The 17,540-nt window shown below is 61.5% G+C and carries 20 protein-coding genes; 16 read left to right on the forward strand and 4 right to left on the reverse strand.

The genetic code is table 11. From position 1 onward, the window contains the following. The first annotated feature begins 1 nt into the window (after nt 1). The 3 genes from DACI_RS32015 to DACI_RS17235 are packed head-to-tail and all read left to right on the forward strand — an operon-like array spanning nt 2 to nt 926. Nucleotides 2–271, forward strand: a complete 270-nt coding sequence (locus DACI_RS32015; RefSeq protein ID WP_012205258.1) for a hypothetical protein — start codon at nt 2–4, stop codon at nt 269–271. After that, nucleotides 268–594, forward strand: coding sequence for a hypothetical protein (locus tag DACI_RS17230; RefSeq protein WP_012205259.1), 327 nt, complete (start codon nt 268–270; stop codon nt 592–594). Before DACI_RS32015 ends, DACI_RS17230 begins: the two co-directional genes overlap by 4 nt. Continuing rightward, nucleotides 591–926 carry a winged helix-turn-helix domain-containing protein gene (locus DACI_RS17235; RefSeq protein ID WP_012205260.1) on the forward strand — a complete coding sequence of 112 codons (336 nt, stop codon included), beginning with the start codon at nt 591–593 and terminating at the stop codon, nt 924–926. The genes DACI_RS17230 and DACI_RS17235 overlap by 4 nt, the downstream gene beginning before the upstream one ends. Before the next feature lie 214 nt (nt 927–1,140). Here DACI_RS17235 and DACI_RS17240 read toward each other — a convergent pair whose 3' ends face one another. Continuing rightward, a complete protein-coding gene (locus tag DACI_RS17240; RefSeq protein ID WP_012205261.1) occupies nt 1,141–1,578 on the reverse strand; it encodes a hypothetical protein in 438 nt (145 codons plus the stop codon). Between the two features lie 173 nt (nt 1,579–1,751). Between DACI_RS17240 and DACI_RS17245 the strand changes: the two genes are divergently transcribed. From DACI_RS17245 to DACI_RS17265, 5 genes are all read left to right on the forward strand, one after another. Then, nucleotides 1,752–2,018 (forward strand): hypothetical protein, encoded by a 267-nt coding sequence (locus DACI_RS17245; RefSeq protein WP_151019399.1) that lies wholly within the window; start codon nt 1,752–1,754, stop codon nt 2,016–2,018. A 134-nt stretch (nt 2,019–2,152) separates the two neighbouring features. After that, nucleotides 2,153–2,470 (forward strand): beta barrel domain-containing protein, encoded by a 318-nt coding sequence (locus DACI_RS17250; RefSeq protein WP_012205263.1) that lies wholly within the window; start codon nt 2,153–2,155, stop codon nt 2,468–2,470. Between the two features lie 236 nt (nt 2,471–2,706). Continuing rightward, a complete protein-coding gene (locus DACI_RS17255) occupies nt 2,707–2,898 on the forward strand; it encodes a hypothetical protein (RefSeq protein WP_043781792.1) in 192 nt (63 codons plus the stop codon). Continuing rightward, nucleotides 2,895–5,468, forward strand: a complete 2,574-nt coding sequence (locus DACI_RS17260) for a phage/plasmid primase, P4 family (RefSeq protein WP_012205264.1) — start codon at nt 2,895–2,897, stop codon at nt 5,466–5,468. The genes DACI_RS17255 and DACI_RS17260 overlap by 4 nt, the downstream gene beginning before the upstream one ends. Before the next feature lie 10 nt (nt 5,469–5,478). After that, on the forward strand, nt 5,479–6,093 hold the full coding sequence (locus tag DACI_RS17265; RefSeq protein ID WP_012205265.1) for a hypothetical protein: 615 nt from the start codon (nt 5,479–5,481) through the stop codon (nt 6,091–6,093). Nucleotides 6,094–7,347: 1,254 nt separating this feature from the next. Here DACI_RS17265 and DACI_RS17275 read toward each other — a convergent pair. The 3 genes from DACI_RS17275 to DACI_RS32025 all read right to left on the reverse strand — a co-directional run bounded on the left by DACI_RS17275 (nt 7,348) and on the right by DACI_RS32025 (nt 8,791). Next, on the reverse strand, nt 7,348–7,548 hold the full coding sequence (locus DACI_RS17275) for a hypothetical protein (protein WP_043781798.1): 201 nt from the start codon (nt 7,546–7,548) through the stop codon (nt 7,348–7,350). A 63-nt stretch (nt 7,549–7,611) separates the two neighbouring features. Further along, complete coding sequence (locus DACI_RS32020) at nt 7,612–7,899, reverse strand: hypothetical protein (protein ID WP_128422593.1); 288 nt, start codon at nt 7,897–7,899, stop codon at nt 7,612–7,614. Between the two features lie 322 nt (nt 7,900–8,221). Continuing rightward, a complete protein-coding gene (locus tag DACI_RS32025) occupies nt 8,222–8,791 on the reverse strand; it encodes a DUF4124 domain-containing protein (RefSeq protein ID WP_012205266.1) in 570 nt (189 codons plus the stop codon). A 1,181-nt stretch (nt 8,792–9,972) separates the two neighbouring features. Between DACI_RS32025 and DACI_RS17285 the strand changes: the two genes are divergently transcribed. From DACI_RS17285 to DACI_RS17315, 8 genes are all read left to right on the forward strand, one after another. Next, nucleotides 9,973–10,458: a DUF1441 family protein gene (locus DACI_RS17285; RefSeq protein ID WP_012205267.1), complete on the forward strand. Its 486-nt coding sequence runs from the start codon at nt 9,973–9,975 to the stop codon at nt 10,456–10,458. After that, complete coding sequence (locus DACI_RS17290; RefSeq protein WP_012205268.1) at nt 10,455–12,701, forward strand: phage terminase large subunit family protein; 2,247 nt, start codon at nt 10,455–10,457, stop codon at nt 12,699–12,701. The genes DACI_RS17285 and DACI_RS17290 overlap by 4 nt, the downstream gene beginning before the upstream one ends. A gap of 454 nt (nt 12,702–13,155) precedes the next feature. Next, a complete protein-coding gene (locus DACI_RS17295) occupies nt 13,156–13,398 on the forward strand; it encodes a phage head-tail joining protein (RefSeq protein ID WP_012205269.1) in 243 nt (80 codons plus the stop codon). After that, the gene (locus DACI_RS17300; protein WP_012205270.1) at nt 13,398–15,164 is read left to right on the forward strand and encodes a phage portal protein; all 1,767 of its coding nucleotides are present in this window, start codon (nt 13,398–13,400) and stop codon (nt 15,162–15,164) included. The genes DACI_RS17295 and DACI_RS17300 overlap by 1 nt, the downstream gene beginning before the upstream one ends. Next, nucleotides 15,157–15,906 carry a collagen-like protein gene (locus tag DACI_RS32390; protein ID WP_080518197.1) on the forward strand — a complete coding sequence of 250 codons (750 nt, stop codon included), beginning with the start codon at nt 15,157–15,159 and terminating at the stop codon, nt 15,904–15,906. The genes DACI_RS17300 and DACI_RS32390 overlap by 8 nt, the downstream gene beginning before the upstream one ends. Before the next feature lie 9 nt (nt 15,907–15,915). After that, entirely contained in the window at nt 15,916–16,422 is a 507-nt protein-coding gene (locus tag DACI_RS17310) for a hypothetical protein (protein WP_012205272.1), read from the forward strand. A 99-nt stretch (nt 16,423–16,521) separates the two neighbouring features. After that, nucleotides 16,522–17,097 carry a hypothetical protein gene (locus DACI_RS32035; RefSeq protein ID WP_157059665.1) on the forward strand — a complete coding sequence of 192 codons (576 nt, stop codon included), beginning with the start codon at nt 16,522–16,524 and terminating at the stop codon, nt 17,095–17,097. Beyond that, a complete protein-coding gene (locus tag DACI_RS17315) occupies nt 17,094–17,462 on the forward strand; it encodes a hypothetical protein (RefSeq protein WP_012205273.1) in 369 nt (122 codons plus the stop codon). The genes DACI_RS32035 and DACI_RS17315 overlap by 4 nt, the downstream gene beginning before the upstream one ends. The last annotated feature ends 78 nt before the right edge of the window (nt 17,463–17,540 follow it).

Below are 17,540 nucleotides of genomic sequence, written 5' to 3' on the forward strand. Positions count from 1 at the left end.
GATGCCGCGCCGCTTTCGCTGCCCCGCCTGCCGCACCCGGCGCACATCTTTCGTGCTGCTGGTCAAGCACTGCTCAGACCACAGCCACACCGTCTGCACCTGCGGGGGCTACCACTACGCGCACCGGCCGGGGTCTCCGTGCTGCGAGCGCAACCCCATGGGGCCCGTTCACAGTGCGCTGCGCGCCGGGGCAGACAACGACGAGGCCTGGCGCCTGACGATGGACATCGTCTGGGATACACCGGGCAAACCTATGGAGAAATGGCGATGACGCCTGAGCAACAAGAGCGGCTTGAAAAGCTGCTGCGCACCCACGAAGGGCGCCTGCAAGACGTGGCCAAAAAGCATGGCCGCAGCCAAGTCAGTGACGCCGCGCTGCAGGTGACGCGTCTGCGCCAGCGGGGTGCCGTGGTGGCGCTGGTGCGGGAACTGATGACGGAGCAGGTGCGCTCATTGCCTGCGGCGCCAGCCAGTGCGATCAAGGAAGCCTTGCGTTCTCCGGGCTGGCTCACCCACGGCCAAGCCTGGGACGCAACCAGTGCTGTGGAACAGGTGCTGATCGACCATGGTGTCTGCGGAGTGGCGAAAACATGAAGCGCTCAGGAAAGGTTGGCGCCTTTGCATACGCCCAACTCATCAAGGCCCTGCACGAAGGGCCGTACTCGCGCGCCGAGTTGGCGGAGATCACCGGGCTGCACACCCAGACGGTCGGTCACTACGTCGACGAGCTGCGGCGCGCAGGCCAGGTGTTCATCGCCGCCTGGGACCAGCCGGCCGACGGCGGGCGCAATCTGGTGGCGTGCTACCAACTCGGGCAGATGAAAGACGTGGCCCGCCCGAAGATGAGCGGGGCGCACCGTACCGCCGCGTGCCGTGCACGCAAATTGCAGGGCCTGGTGGCGTGGCCGGGAGGCGTCTATGCGTAGCCCGAAGAAAGGCCGCGCGCCCAGCGGGCTGGAATCTCTGGGCCGGCTGCAAACCATCCACTGCCTGCGTTGTGAAAAGGAGAAAAGCGGGGAGGGCGCTCGGCCGTTCAAGGCCTTCAAGGTATGTGCTGAGTGCTGCCTCGTCCTGGATTCTCTGCCTGTGGCGGCCAAAGGTGCGGTTTCGCGTTGACGTCCGTCTCCCGGCGGCTGCCGATCAGCGCAGCAGGCGTACGACTTGGCGCAGTTTGCTCTCGCGCGCCTGGCCTGCGTGTTCTGCGGCCTCGTCGTATGCGACAGCGACCAGGTTCGCGAAACGCTCGGTGGGCAGGGAGACCTTTTCCTCTTCCAGCAGCCGGTTGACCAACGTGATCACCTGGGCAAGCTGGCCAGGGTCGATCTGCGTCGTCACGACGGCCGATTGCGCTGGCAATTCAGGCGCCGGCTCCTTGTCCAGAGATCCTTCCTCAAGCTCCAAGGCTCGTTCCAGGCGCCGCATTGTCTTTTCGGTCGGCGATCTTGTGGGATTGGGGCCGAAGATCTGGCTGAGGAATGCTGCGTTTGCGTAGCCCATCTTTATCGCCGCCTTGCCCACGCCGCCAAAGGCTTCCATTGCTTTGCGTGCATTTGCGATACGGAGGCTGGTGAGATCCATGGTCTGTGTCCTGAAGTGATTCGCATCAACGATAGCGAATACCGAAGTATTTTACAAGCTGACCTTGTAAAAAAGGTGAGCATAGAATCGTTGCTAGGCTTACGTTTATCGCATGTGCTATACGCTTGCGCGAGTTATTGCGCAAATGCGAAATGAGTGCGACAATTCTCGCCATGCGACAACCTCTACCCCCTCCATCGACGCCGCTGCTGGCCCTGCTGCGCCAGCTGGGTACGGACGAGCGCCGAACAGATTTTGCGGTCCTTGCCGGTACGACCACGGCCTATCTCTACCAGCTCGCCACGTGCAAGCGCGGGGCTTGCCGCTCCCGTCTCGCCAAGGGTATCTCCGACGCCTCGGTGGAGATGCACAAGCGCCACGGAACGGCTGTGATCACCATGGACACGCTGGCCAGCATGTGCCCTGTGGATCGGGGGTGATCATGTACGTCCGATACCAGCAGTGCGCCAAGTGCGGCCAAAAATTCCTGATGCCTCGGGTCCTGTGGGATCACGAGTTGTTCTGCCGGAGCAAACCGCCTGACGCGTAGCCGGGGCACACAAGGAGATGAGAGATGTCCGAAAAGAAGTTCAAGGTCGGCCAGACGCTGTTCTGGGTTGGCCGCGACAAGGCGGAAGTCACGATCACAAAGGTGGGGCGCAAATGGCTGACGCTTAGCAACGAACGACGCATTGACATCGTGACGCTCAAGCAAGAAGGCGGCTATTACGGTCGGTGCTACCTGAGTGCAGGAGAGTATGAGGCAGGGATAGAACGGAATCATGCGTGGCTGAAATTGCGCCGGCAGGTCGGCATGTTCCATACAACCCCTGCGCACCTCACCACAGAGCAGGTCCAGCAAGTAAGTCGATTGCTGTTTCCAGAGTCGTGATCCCCCGCCCTGGCAATCCCACCCACCAAACCACAGACCGACGTACCGCCGTCGGTCTTTTCTTTTGTTATTTCGCAAATGCGATATACAATTTAGCGACGCCAGCCTACATCCACAGCATCCGCAGAACCCCGTGGGCAGGGGCCTCGAAGTCCTCGTTTTGCGGCGAGGTCATGGCTGGCGCTCTACTTCCCGGTCCCTGCCCACGGGGTGTTCGCAGAACAGGTCGCCAGCCTATGTCTTCGCCCGTCACCCGTCGTCTGCTCGCGCAGGCGGTTCAAGATCTCGTCAAGACCAACGCTCCCACGGCCGAGCACTACGCCGCCGTCACTGAAGCGTTGGCGGCCTGCGCCACCGAGGACATCGGCCACCCTGTGCGCTGCGCCTTCATCGGCTCTGCCAAGAAACCCGCGAGCCAGCCTGCATGACCTTCTCCCCTCCCGATATCCCCCAGGTGCTGCGCCAGCGTAAGCAGTGGCTCGTGTGGCGCCTGGTCAAGAAGCCCGATGAACCCAAGCCCCGCAAGGTCCCTTTCTACGCCAACGGCGCGCCGCGCAACGGCGAGCAGGGCACGGCTGAGGATCTGGCCCAGCTCACGACCTTCGACGCTGCAGTGCACGCCGTGCGCGAGCGCGGCTACACCGGCCTGGGCTTCGCGCCCATCGCCAACGGCGGCATCGTCGCCCTGGACTTCGACGGTTGTGTGTCCGGCGGCCAGATCACAGACGCACGCATCGAGGCCCTGATCTCGGACACATACGCCGAATTCTCGCCCTCCGGTACGGGGTTGCGCGCCTTCTACCTGGGCGCCATGGCCAGCCGCAAGGACAACGCCCACAAGTCTAAGCGCGTTGGCGGGCAGGCTGGCGCAGCGCGCCTCGACGGCCTCTTCGACATCGAGTTCTTCGGCCACAACGGCTTCGTGACGGTCACCGGCAAGGCCACGCCCGACACGCAGCTGTGGGGCCTGCAGGACACAGTCGCGCCGCTCTCCCAGGGGGTGCAGCAGCTCTACGCCCAGCGCTTCGGAGACACCGGGCCTCTGCCGGCCGTTGGCGCCGTAGCTCTCGCTGGCGAGGCCAACTTGGCCGCACTGGGCCCGGAGAAGCTGGGCTGGACCATGGACCAGGCGCGCGAGTACCTGTTCGACTGCAAGGCCAGCGTGTCGCGCGCCGAGTGGCTGAACGCGCTGATGGCGCTGCACCACGAGTTCGACGGCTCCGAAGACGCGCTGGACCTGGCCGACGAATGGAGCGCCACCGGCGACAGCTACGCCGGCCGCAAGGACGTGGAAGGCCGCTGGGATTCCTTCGGCCGGGACCGCGGCGGCGCGCCTATCACCGGCCGGTGGCTGCTGTCCTGGCGCCGGGACCAGATGGCGGCGAGCAACGACGAGCGCATGCGCGGCGCGCTGGCCGAGATGCAGAGGCTGCTCAAGGAAGCCCCCGATATGCTCACGCTGCAGACGCGTGTCATGCCGGACGTGTCGCGGCTGCTGCTCGAATTCCCCATCCTGGAGATCGAGGCCTACAGCTTGGTGGCCGGGCGCGCTAAGGAATTCGGCCTGGCCATCAACAAGACCGAGTTCAAGAAGCTCATCAAGGTGGAGCGCCCGCCGGCCGCTGCCGCCGTCGCACCGCTGACCGAGTTTGGCAACACCGAGCGCATGTTGGCGCGCTACGGTGACAGCCTGATGTTCTGCCCGGACACGGCCACCTGGTACGTCTGGACTGGCGTGTACTGGCGCACGGCCATGGGCGGCAATACCGAGGTCGCCCACTATGCCAAGGAGACCATCAAGGATCTGCCCAGCGAGGCCGCCAGCCACGCTGACCCGGGCGAGTTCTTCGCCTTCTGCAGCCTGAGCCAGCGCGCCGCCATGGTGGCGGCCATGGTCAAGCTGGCCGAGAGCGACCCCCGCGTCTGCGTGCCGTCCTCGGAGCTGGACAAGCACAGGCACCTGCTGGGTGTGAAAAACGGTGTGGTCGACCTGCGCACCGGCGTGCTGATGCCGGCATCTCCCGAACTGCGCATCACCCTGTCTGCGGGCTGCGAGTACAACCCAGGGGCGAAGTGCCCGCTCTTCGAGCAGACCCTGCGCGATGTGTTCTTCGACGACCTGGAGATGGTCGAGTACGTGGCGCGCACGTTCGGCTATGCGCTGCAGGGCCAGCCGCGCGAGGACATGATGTTCATCGCCTTCGGCAACGGCGCCAACGGCAAGAGCACGATCTTCAACGCCGTGCGCAAGGTCTTCGGCGGCTACGCGCGCTCGGCCGACGCCGCCTCGTTCATCAGCGACGCCATGGGCGGCAACGCCGGTGGGCCGCGGGAAGACCTACTGCGCCTGCGCGGCGCTCGGTTCGTGTACGTCAACGAGCCGGACGAGGGCGGCGAGCTGCGGGAAGGTGCCGTCAAGGCCATGACAGGCGGCGACGCGATCACGGCGCGCGGCATTCAGGCCAAGCACTCGATCGAGATCGAACCCACGTGGACCGTGTACATGCCCACGAACCACAAGCCCATCATCAAGGGCACCGACAACGGCATCTGGCGGCGCATGGGCCTGCTGCCCTTCGAGCGCGACTTCCGCAACGACCCGCACATCGTCAAGGACGACCAGCGGCGCGAGAAGCTGGAGGCCGAGTTGCCCGGCATCCTGGCCCTGATCGTGCGCGCCGGCATGCGCTACCGCCAGTCCGGGTTGAATCCCCCGGCCAAGGTGCTGGCTGCCAGCGCCGATTACCGCAAGGACATGGACCTGCTGGGCGAGTGGATCGAAGAGTGCTGCGAGATCGACGAGAACCTGCACACCAAGGTCTCGGATCTGTGGGAGTCGTGGGAAACCTACGCGCGCCGGCGCGGCCTGGTCCGCTTCATCAGCTCATCAAAGGCGCTCGGCCGCCGCCTCGACTCCCGTTTCCCCTCGGACAAAGGCTCGAAGGGCGTGCGCATCCGCCGCGGCATTGGCCTGCGCGATATCGCCGACGTTTTCTGAAAGACACCCCATGGACCGACAAAACACCACACTCGACGACATCGCCTCGATCATCGGCTTCAGCGCCACGCTGCGGCTCTCGGCCTGGTACGGCAACGGCAACAACCTCTATGTGCCCACCACTGTGGAAGAGGGGCAGGTGCTGGTGCTGCTCATCGGGCGCAGCGCAGCGGAGCGTCTGTCGCAGGAGTTCGGCGGGGACCACCTGGCCGTGCCGCGCATCGTCTCCTACGACGAGGACTGCCGCCGTCAGCGCGTGGCCACCATGCTGTCCCGAGGGTTCAGCACCAGAGAGGTCAGCCGCATCGAGCGCGTCAGCGAGCGGCGTATCCAACAGATCTGCCGAGAGCTGGAGCAGGTTGGCATCATCGCGCCGCTGGGCCCGTCGGCAGAGAACGACTGCTGGGCGCCGCCGGGAGCGCTCCAGGAAAAAGCAGAGTGGGAATTTTCCAGAAAAAAGCCCCCAGGGAAAAGGGCATCGGAAAAATGCCAGGAAAAAGGCCCCCAGAAAAAGCGGGGTGCCAAAAGTCAGACCTCTATCATCGCTGGCATCGAGACAGCGAAAGAGGCTCCTGTCTCAACGGTAATTGGGGCGATGGTTCTGCAACTGCACGAACCGGCTTGACCAACAGCGCGTCTGAAGGGCCGCACACATTTCTCTCCGGAGATGTGCCTAGCGCACGAAAATGTTCGGCAGCCTAAAAGCTGCCGATTTCATTCCTGTCACGCTCAATGGGTCGCCGGGAAGTCATCCGGCAGTAAGTGCGCATCCACAGCAGCCGCCACCTCCAGCACTGCTGACCGGTCCCATTCGTTGGCCGCAGCCCACGTTCCCACAGCCTCTTGCAGCAGGGCAACCAACGGACCCATAGTCTCTCCCCGTTGAGCTCCGTACTCATGCAGCGCGCGCCGGCCGATCACAAGCAGGCAGCCCGCCGCAAGCACTTGGGGGTCGTGGCTGGCCAGGGGTGTTTGTGAAGGGAATGGGTCCGCCTGGGGTGTCGTTGTCATAACTGAAGCTCCTATGGATGCTGTGTGCTGTGCGAATATACAGTAGTTATGCGAAACCTGTACAGGGGTTTTCTCGTCCGGTGCTGCGTCTGCGTACGTGAGCAGCACCAGGGTGTCCCTACCCAAGTGGCCACCCAAAACCTAATACCCATGCGGGTTTCCGCAGGATTGATAGTGCGCAGCAGGCCACCCCGATACCTGTTTGGCCCGGGGGCAGCACTAGGGGTCGTTCTGATTTCCGCACCCGTGGCAATTTCAAATTTGAACGGGCGACCCCTCCCACCCCCCAGGTCTGATTTCAAATTTGAACGGGCGACCCCTCCCACCCCGGGGTGTGCTTCAGTGCAGGCCTTAGAAAGCTCTTCGCCCCCGGAATGGGACCTACTCTGCGGGTCAAAAAACCGATGCAAGGCGTTGAGCCTACACAGTGCGGGCCGAGAATTTCGATCTGCATAGGCCCAGCAGCCGACCCAGGAGACCGGCAGGTTTGGTCACTGAAGTGCCTGCATGTCGGGCAGTGGGCCTCGCCAATACTGCAGCCCATCGAGCTTTTTCAGCGCCCTTCGCAAGCCACGCGGCGCGTTCTTCCATGGCCCTGTTTGCTGCAGTTTCGGTTTTCATCTCGCGCTCCCGCCGGGTCTTGTTGCTATGCAGTTAGTATAGCAAACGCGAAATAGAAACGCTATTCAAAAATTTAGCAAAAAGCGATATGTGATCTTCGTGGGAGGTAGTGACGCAAAAAAGCCCCGTCGCGCGGGGCTTGTGCTGGGGTAGGGCGGCTCAGTTGGCCGATGGTGCCAGCTCGTGCCGGCTTGGCGTTGCCGGTGGAACCCGGCGGAGGGTGGGGGATTCGCTGATGAGTCTGGCTCTACTCGCGGCCCAGGTCGGCCAACGAGGCCTGCAGCATCTTGATCAGCTGCTCAACGTCCTCGGGTGGCATCTCAACCCAGGTCGTCGTAACGGGCAGGCCTGCGGATGTTTTGGCTGTGTGCTTGATACCTATGAGCGTCTTGCCGGGCTCGACGCGAGTGCGAACGCTGGTGAACTGGAGCAGGGGTGCAGGAGTCATACCCCTATAGTGCATGAAAAAAGCCCGCACAAGGCGGGCTTCGTCGGGTGATTCGGACTGCGGTCAGTGCGTGGGCGGCGCCAGGCGGTGAATGAACGATATCAGAGACGACTCGTCGATACCAAGCGATGCGAGCTTCCGCTTGTGGTTAGCAATACGCGCTGGGTGGCCATTGCACAGGCCGTTGGTCGAGCACACATATTCTTCGGCGAGGGTGCAGATCTGCCGGACGTGCCATTCAATGGCTTCCATAGGATCTGCAGGAGGCGTCAAGCGGGCGCGCTTGGGGGTGACGGAAACGTAAATGGATGCGGTATCGGTGGATACGCGGAGGGCTGCAGAACGTGCCATGGTGAATGCTCCGTATCAAGACTTACAAGGCCTTATCGAAGCGTTTCTAGGCGCTAAGACAAGGCGGCCGGGAGGCTAGAAACCTAGGATACGCTAGGCGGACTTCTTTCCCCTTGCGGGGTGTTGTATCCGTCGCCCTCCCGGCCATAAATAAATCTGGCACGGGCGCAAAAAAGCCGCATTGCTATCGGGTGCGGCTTACCGCGTATCTCTAGGAGTTTCTAGGCTCCACCCCTTTCGGAGTGACGCCAGTATACCGCAGAGGTTTTCCCGTTTGCAAGTACTTTTTGTATTTTAGCACAAATTTAGCAAACTGGATGTTTTAATCAGGGCCACGGGTAAACAAAATGCGTTGCTCGGCAAGATCGAACGCGCACCATGCGAATTTCGATCCTGTATACCCCCCGTAACTATTCTTGGCGTTAACGAGTCCGGAATACACTATCGCTGCGTGCCAGGTTGGATAGTCAAGTGCAGGAGCCGCCTTGGCAGACCGCGTGAACGCATCAAATTTTGCTGAGTCAGGGTCTTTCAACTTTGTCCGGATTGCCGCTTGGCAGGCCTCATAGTTACGCGCCAGTGTTGCATCGCTAGGAGGCGTGATTGGTCCGTTTTCATCAATCAATTTTTGAACACGGAGTTTACCAAGCGCTATTTCCTTACTCAATTTAGCCGACTCTTTATCAGATTCTGCCCAGCGCTTATCGAAGCAGTCGCTCCGGTATCTGTTCTGGGCACTCTCACAACCATCAGAAGCTCTGATGTCGACAGCCTTTGCATCTGGGGCGCATGGCGTCTGGCTGTAGGTGTTGCCGCATTTGTAGACCTGTTGTGCATGGGCGCTAAAAAGTGCCGATGTCAAGACGGTAATTAGAACTGCGTATTCCCGCATGTATCGATCCCTTAAATAACTTTAAACACCAAATAGACAAGTGGCGCAACTGCAATAGCCACTAAGGCAACCCATAATCTTCTGCGCTCTCGCTGCCTAATTTGTGTACGTATTGCACTCAATTCGGCGATACGCATACTGTTATATTTGGCATACACAATACTGCAATTGCTGCAAACAGAGCCCTCTTTTATTCGAGGGTGTGTGCATTTAGGGCATCTGAGTGATTCCGCCTTAGTATCGGATTCTTTGATGTGTGAATACAGTGCAACAAGACCACTGTGCCTCGGGTCTCGTGCTGCAGCCTCTTTTAGAAGATCCTGCAGCGTAGTGTCTGGAGTATCTTGCCTCTCGGAGTTTTTGCGAATTGCGGCGCGCAATGCTTCTAGAGGGCTGATATCCGCGCTGCTTATTTGACTCCGCAGACTCTCTTCGATCTGTGAGTCAATCTCCGAGCGTTTGAATTGCGGGGTTGCAAACACTGCACTCCCATACCCGCATTTGCACCGCTGCAAACCGCTGTTCCCAAGCCGGTACAGCGTAAACCTATCACAAGCTTTGCAGTACGACCCCGCCATGAGCGTACTGTATCAGGGTTCATCGGCGGCCTACCTGGGCCACCCACAAGTCTCTGAGTGCGTAGACAGGCACCGCCAAGCATAGGGCAGCAGGCTCGATGCTGCAGCCGAGTGGCATGTGTGGCGTTTGATCAGCAGCCATCAGAACAGATGCTGTGGCTCCGTCAGGAGCGAAGAGTTAACGCCACACATGCCACCCGCTTTTAGATCGACTGCCGCGAGCCTGCCGGGCGCGGGGGACCCTGACGTTAAATTTAAGCGCCGCGGGTCTCATTGAGCCCGGGTAAAACTTGGCCCGAAAATTTTAAAATCGGCTTGCGTCACTTCGCAAAAGCTAAAAATCAGCGCAGTCTGCTTAAAAAATAAGCAAAAAACCTAAAAAGGGTGGCGTAGGTGGCGTTTAAATGGGGTTTTAGAATTGATCTCGTCTGCGCGGGGTATGACCAATTTAAAACAGCCCTCCAAACGCCACACATGCCACCCGCTTAAAATTTAAGCAGTTTTGGAACCGGCCGCAGGCCCAGCAGCGCGGCGCCGCACCCCCTGGAAGACGAATGGTGTCGGGGCTTGTGTCGCAAACGCGAAACATGCACAATCTGCGAAATGCATGCAGATTTCGACCTTGGCGCAGATGGAATAACGGAGTTGCCTCCGGGCTTTCGCCGCGGGCCGTACATGCCGCGCGGTGGCCGGACACCGGGCTACTCGCCGAAAAAGGCGGCCGAGGTGGCCAGGCGCATTGAGGCCGGGGAAGATGTGGGGGGTGAAGAACTCGAGTCCGCAGATGGACAGTTGAGCCTCACCACGCGTCACCTGCTGGCGAAAGCCCGAAAAGAAGCGGCACTCGCAGGCCTCAACGAACTGCAGCTGAAGGTCAAGACGGGCGAGTACCTGCCTCGTGCCGCCTACCGAGAGGCCACGGCCACATTGGTCGCCTCCCTGTCGCAGGGGCTCCGGTCGCTGCCCGACACCCTGGAGCGCAAATGCGGGCTGGCGCCAGAGGTGCTGCAGGACATTGAGTCGGCGATCGATGAAGCCTTGAGCCACATCGCCGACGAGCTGGCGCTGTTCACGGAGGCAAAGTCTTGAGCGATCACTACGCCCAGGCACTGTCGGACGCGTGCAGCGGCTTCGAGGCCTTGAGGCCGCCCAACCGGATGCGAGTCAGCGAAGGCATTGCTGACACGCTCGTGATTCAGCAGCCCGGCTCGCCGAAGACCTCTTGGTCTCCTACCGAAACCCCGTACATGGTCGAGCCTGCAGATGCCTTGGCCAGCCGCAGGCACGAAGCCGTGGTGTTCGTGGGCCCGGCCAGGACGGGCAAGACGGCGTCGCTGCTGCTCGGCTGGATGTCGCATACGGTGGTGAACGACCCGGGGGACATGCTGTTCGTGCAGATGTCCAAGGACAAGGCGCGAGAGTTTTCCAAGACTGACGTGGACCGCGCTATCCGATATTCACCCAAGGTCCAGGCCATGAAATCCGACAGGGCGGTGGACAGCAACACTTTCGACACCATGTTTCGGCACGGCATGTGGGTGCGTATCGCCTGGCCGACCGTGGGCAACGTCTCGGGCTCGACCTATCGGTACGTTGCAATCACGGATATCGACCGGATCGAAAATGCGGAGAACGTGGACGGAGAGGGCCCACTGTTCGACTTGGCCAAGAAGCGCACCACGACGTTTCTCTCTCGCGGCATGACGCTCGTGGAGTCCAGCCCGGGCTACCCACTGGAAGATCCGTCTTGGCAACCAGCAACCCCGCACGAGGCACCACCTACCGGCGGAATTCTGTCGCTCTACAACCGATCCGACCGTCGGCGTTTTTACTGGCGCTGCCTGGATTGCCGCGCGTGGTTCGAAGCAGCCCCCGGGCTTTCACTGTTCAAACGCTTGCCGGCGATCAAGCAGTTGCTCGAAGAGATCCGCACGATGGATATCCCGACGATGGCGAAGCACTACGGGCAGGTGGCGTGCCCGCACTGTGGCAGCGAGCCTGGGCACCAGATGAAGGGCGCGCTCAACAGGGCCGGCATATGGGTTCCTGATGGCTGCAGCCTTGCGGACGAAGGGCACTTTGTCGGCAGCCCGCGCACGTCAACGATCAGGGGGTATTGGTTGGGCGGCGTGGCTGCGGCATACCAGTCCTGGGAATCTATCGTCGCGCAGCACCTGTACGGATTGCAGGATTACGCGCTCACGGGCAGCGAGCAAAAGCTGAAACAGACCACCAACACGGACCAGGGCATGCCGTACATCGAGCGCCGGCTTGTGGAAGCCCGCGGCAGTGGCACGACGCCGAGAGACAGGGCAGAAGTTGACTTGGAGCGGTTCATTGCTCCGCCGGCAGCGCGCTGCATCACAGCCTCCGTGGACGTGCAGGGCGGCCAAAACGCGAGATTTGACGTTCAGGTCCACGCTGTCGGCCCAGGCGGCGAGCAGTGGGTCATCGACCGTTTCAAGATCACCGAGTCGAAGCGCCCCGGCATAGGGCCGAATGAGTTCGCCCCCCTTGACCCCGCCTCATACCCCGAAGACTGGGACCTGTTGACGGAAAAAGTGCTGTTAGGCACCTGGCGCACGACGACAAGAGATCTCGAGATGCACCCCATCGGCGTGATTGTTGACACCGGCGGCGAGGCCGGGCGCGTGATGATGCAGGAGCAGGGCGCCAGCGGGAAGCAGAAGGGCGCCCGGGTTTTCGAGGAAGGCAAGACCGGTGTCACCCACAACGCCTACGAGTGGTATCGACGAGTGCGGCAATTGGGCCTCGCTAAACGGGTTTTCTTGTACAAGGGCGGGTCCACAAAAGATGCGCCCGACATGCGCGAGAACATGGTCGGCAAGAACGGCAAGAAGGGGCGCGACGATGTGCCGCTGCTGCTGTGCAACCCGAACAAGCTCTCTGACCAGGTGGACGCCGGCCTGCGGCGCCAGACACCCGGCCCGGGCTACATCCACTTCCCCGCTGCGCGCCATCCCGACACAAACCCTGACGGCTGGGTCTCTGCAGCGTTTTTCGACGAACTCGAGGCGGAAGTGCGCGGTAAGGACGGCACCTGGCGCAAGCTGCGGGCGCGCAACGAGACGTTTGACCATTGCCGCATGCAGCGCGCGCTGTTGCACCGCCTGGGCGTGTTCAAGGTCGAGGACTGGGCACGCGTACCTGCGTGGCTGGCGCCATTTGAGAAAAACGCCATGGCAATCACGCGCCAGGATCGCCGCGAGGTCCAAACCAACGAAGTCGTCTCTCAGCCGACAGCAGGACTTTTGCCCGCGAAGCCGGTCGCTCGGCGCCGTGCGCGGCGGTCATCGGTAGCAGCCTTGTGATCTTGTCGGGTATTGTTTTGTTTCGCAAATGCGATATTATTTCAGCCAGATTGCAGCACTGCATCAGCCCCAAAGAACAGGCCTTTCCGGGCCAGTTCAACGGTAGGGATGCTAGAAGGTCCTCAGGTTTGCCCAGGACTGAAACGACGCCTTGACGCCTCGGAAAGACGAGGACCACCAATCGAGTGCTTTCGCCGGGAGTCGCCTCGATAGAGAGGAACGAGCCTACGACCAGACAAAGGCGGGTTGACCACCTGCACGAGCGAGGTTGCAAAACGGGGGTCACGAAAGTTCTCGATTGGTGGTGTTTTACACCGCGCCCGCTGTCTCCTTGGCTGCCACCACGGCCTTCACCCCGCTACTGCGGGGTTTTCTTTTTATTTCCGGCGTTTTCGCAAAAGTCCGAAACTTAACCGCAGCAGCGTTTCGCAAGCGTTTGGCAAACTGCCGGACCATGAGCACTACCACCGAAGATGCCGCGACCCTGCGGGGCTACGTCAAGGCCTTGAACAAGGCTATTGCGCGCGGCGCGCGCTCGGTCACGCTCGGTGGCCAGACCATCATCTACAACACGACAGAATCGCTGATGAAGGCGCGCAACGACATGCAGGCCCAACTCGCCGCCGTCGAGCGCGCTGCTTCAAGCCAGAAGGTGTCACGGCAGAACTACGCTGTCTACGGTGGGCGGGACTACTGATGGCGCCACGATTCACCGCAAACGGCAAGCGTATCGGCCGACCGCCAAAGAACCCGCAAGCAGCGCAGGCGGCACCGCCAGTGTCGGCGGAGGATGTGGCGTATGGCCGTGCCTTCCGGCAGTTCATGAATCGCTACGACGCCGCCGGCCGTGGGCGGCGCATGGCATCGTGGAATGCACCTTCCACCGGGCCGAACCAGGCCATCAACGCTGCTCTGCAGGTTTTGCGCGACCGTTCCAGCGACTCCGCGCGCAACGACTGGTCGAGCGAGTCGATCATCCAGAAATGGACGACGACCCTGGTCGGCATCGCCATCACCCCGCGCTTTCGCCGGATCAAGGACAAAGAGCGCAGGCAAGAGATCAACGACCTCTGGGCAGACTTCGTTCGGGAGGCAGACGCCGATGGCGTGCTTGACGCCTACGGCATGCAAACCCTGGCCGTGCGCAGCTGGATTGAGCGGGGCGAGATGTTTGGCCGCCGCCGCTACCGGAAGACATCGGACGGTCTCGCTGTGCCCATGCAGGTGCAACTGCTTGAAGCGGACATGGTGCCGAACTTTGACGCGGACACCTACTCCGGCCTGCCTGTCAACAACAAGATCCGTTCGGGCATCGAGTTCGACAACCGTGGCAAAAAGATCGCCTACTGGGTCTACAAAGAGCACCCAGGCGACGGCGTTTGGTCCGGCGCCGGAGGCACGCCCGCCGCCACGGCCCTGGTACGCGTTCCTGCGGAGGACATGTTCCACATGTTCGAGCCGAAGCGTATTGGCGCTCGCCGCGGCGTCCCGACATTGGCACCCATCCTGGCCAAGCAGCGCAATATCCTGGACTACGAGGACGCCACACTGGAGCGGCAGAAGATCGCCAACCTGTTCGTGGCGTTTATCAGCCGGTCGCTGCCATCGCTTGATCCCACCGACCCGAACCACCAGGCACTGACAGGCCTGGAGTCCGAGATCGACGGAGAAGCGGCGCCGCTTCTGCCGATGAAGCCCGGGCTGATGCAGGAATTGGAAGACGGCCAGACAGTGGAGTTCGCCAAGCCGCCGGATGCGGGCACGTCGTACAGCGACTACATGCGCACCAGTCACCTGGGCACCACGGCCGGTACCGGCGTTCCCTACGAGCTGGCCGTGGGCGACATCGCGAATGTCAGTGACCGCACCTTGCGTGTCGTCATCAACGAATACCGGCGCTTTGCATCACAGCGTCAATGGCAGATTGTCATCTTCCAGAAGTGCCAGCGCGTGGTCGAGTGGTTCGCTGACGCGGCCCTCCTGGCAGGCAAGGTTTCACTCGAAGAGCGAAATGCCATTCGGCGCGCTGAACATGCACCCCACGGCTGGGAGTACATCCATCCCGTGCAGGATGTGGAAGGCAAGGCTCTGGAGGTCAAGAACGGATTCCGCAGCCGCTCCAGCGTGATCGGGGAGCAGGGCGATGATCCGGACGTGGTGGATCAGGAGCGGGCCGACGACGCTGAACGGGAGCGAGCCCTGGGTCTGCCGGTGTCAGGAGTTACAGACACTGCCCCCAGTACTACGGCGCCGGATCCAGCGTCTGGGGCCGGTGAAGGCAGTTCACGGGCGCCTGAGATTGATGCAGAAGACCAGGCCGATTTGGTACGACTGAGGCATTTGGAAGCGCAAACGGACGCATTGCGCGAAGCTGCCAAATTGGCCCGAGCCCGTGAAGTTGAACGACATGACGCGCTGCACGAAAGTGTATTGGCCTTATTAGAGGGGCCAGCCAGTGACTGAAAAATTGTTTCTCACCCTGGCGCGATCTATATCTGATCTCAGTAAGCGAGTGGCGGCATTGGCGCGCGAGCCAGGACCTGCCGGCCGAGACGGTATCGATGGAAAAGACGGTGAACCCGGCATAAAAGGTCGGGATGGCAAAGACGGAAAAGACGGTGAACCCGGCATAAAAGGTCGGGATGGCAAAGACGGAAAAGACGGTGAACCCGGCATAAAAGGTCGGGACGGTAAAGACGGTGCCACCGGACCAATGCCAAAACATGAATGGCGTGGAACGGAACTGAGGTTTCAGAAAGATCAGGAAACCTGGGGTAAGTGGGTTGACTTAAGGGGCCCGCCAGGTTCCGGTTCCGTGGCGGTTTTATCTTCAGTAGAGACCTGCGCACCAATCGGTGTCACCACCGTCAAGGTCGGCCCGCTGCCCATCAGCGGACACAGCGTTGTGGCCTGCGACAGCGCTGGCGAACTGGTCGCAGCCGACGCCACCAATCCCGCACATCGCGGCGCCGTCCTCGGCTTGGTGGCCGACGCATACAGCCCTGGCGACGACGCCGTGGTGCAGACCGGCTATGTGCTTGAGCACGCCGGCTGGACCTGGGCGCCCGGCCCGGTGCTGGTCGGGCTGTCGGGGCAGCTGGCCCAGGCCCCGCCCGCTGGCGCGCTGTTCGCTCAGGTCATCGGCCGAGCGCTGTCTTCTACCCGCGTCCTCATCGACATCAACCCACCCATCACCCTTGCATAGGAGCCCACCATGGCTGCAAAGAAAATTCTCCGCTTCGTCGGCAACAACATTACCGAGGTGTTTGGCGTACAGGCATCCACAGGCGCCGCCAATGCTGGCGATATCGTCTCCCTGGATGATTCCGGGCGCCTGGACATGAGCATGATGCCGGTGGGCATGGGGGCCGATACGGCTGTCATTGCCTCCAGCGAAGCCCTCGCAGCAGGCGACTTCGTGAACATCTGGAACAGCACCGGCGCGAAGGTCCGCAAGGCAGATGGCACTGTGTCCGGCAAGGAGGCCCACGGCTTCGTGCTGGCCGCCGTGACCAGCGGCGCGAACGCCACGGTGTACTTCGAAGGCACCAACACGCAGGTGTCTGGCCAGACGGCTGGCCCTGTCTTCCTGCAGACCACGGCCGGAACAGCAGGGGCCACGGCCCCCAGTGCAGCGGGCAACGTGGTGCAGCGCCTGGGCATCGCCATCAGCGCCACGGCCATCAACTTCGAATCCGGCGTCCCGGTGGTGCTGGCGTAAGCCATGGCCGAGCGGCGCCCCCTTGTCATGATCGGCGGCTCTCTGCGAGAGCTGCCAGATGGAGACTCGATAGCTATGACCAGAGTCTGGCAATCAGGCATGACCGTCACCCAAGGCGAGCGGGTGATCAGCCCACTGGATTGGGAGGAGTATCGGCGCACTGCGGCCACTGGTGGCGGCGCAGTTGACCCCGCAGACGATATTGCGAACTATCAGTCTGTAACATATCCGCGCGTTACTTCCCTTGGGGGATCAGCTTCGATCGCGGCGAACAACAGTGGCAACACCACGCTGTTCGCAAATGGCGCCATAAAGATCACACCCGCCACAATTTCCGTTGGCACGCGCACAGAGATATTTTCTGCAACAGGTCGCGGTTATGTGGGGTACTTGGGATTTCAAAAAGCAAACACCGGCGGCGGGCGTTTTGAAGTCTTGGCGGATGACAGGTCTATATTTGATGCGTCAATACAGACATTAAACAACGAATTCAACATCATAATCGGTGCATCGGGTAGTGGTGGCACGTCAACCACATCGTTCGCTGGTTACGTCGCACTTCCGGAAAGCCCAGGAATACCATTCCGCAGATCGTTTCGCGTCTTCTATACGCCAGCCGGGGCCGCTACAAACGCATCGACAGTGCTCGCATACATTCTGAGGGCTGTCCGATGATTATCGATATCGGAGGCGTGCGTATCGAGCATGGGCCTATCACCCTGAATTCGGCAAATCAACCTTTCGAGGTATCACGTTGGGCCGGCCGCCTGGCGCTCAAGCGGCATGTGCTGGAGCAGGGTGCCCTGGTGCTGCTGGCCCCTGACGATGCCCGTCCCGAGGACAACCTACTGGCGCGCGTGCTGGCGTGGCGCGACACCTTGCAGCCCGGCGAGATGTTGGACCGGGTGGACGCAGTGCTCAACGATGCCAAGGACTGGCTGCGCGACAGCGAGACCGTGGCGGCGGTGGCTGCTGTGCTGGGCCTGACAGCGGAGCAGGTGGACACGTTGTTCGCCTGGGCAGCCGCGCAGCGAGCGTAATTGCGAAAACAGCCCGCAGCCGACATTCGGCCATGTTGCGCACAATGCCGAGGGTGTGACAACTTGACACAAGAGGCA

It is taken from the genome of Delftia acidovorans SPH-1 (assembly GCF_000018665.1).
Classification (GTDB): domain Bacteria; phylum Pseudomonadota; class Gammaproteobacteria; order Burkholderiales; family Burkholderiaceae_C; genus Comamonas; species Comamonas acidovorans.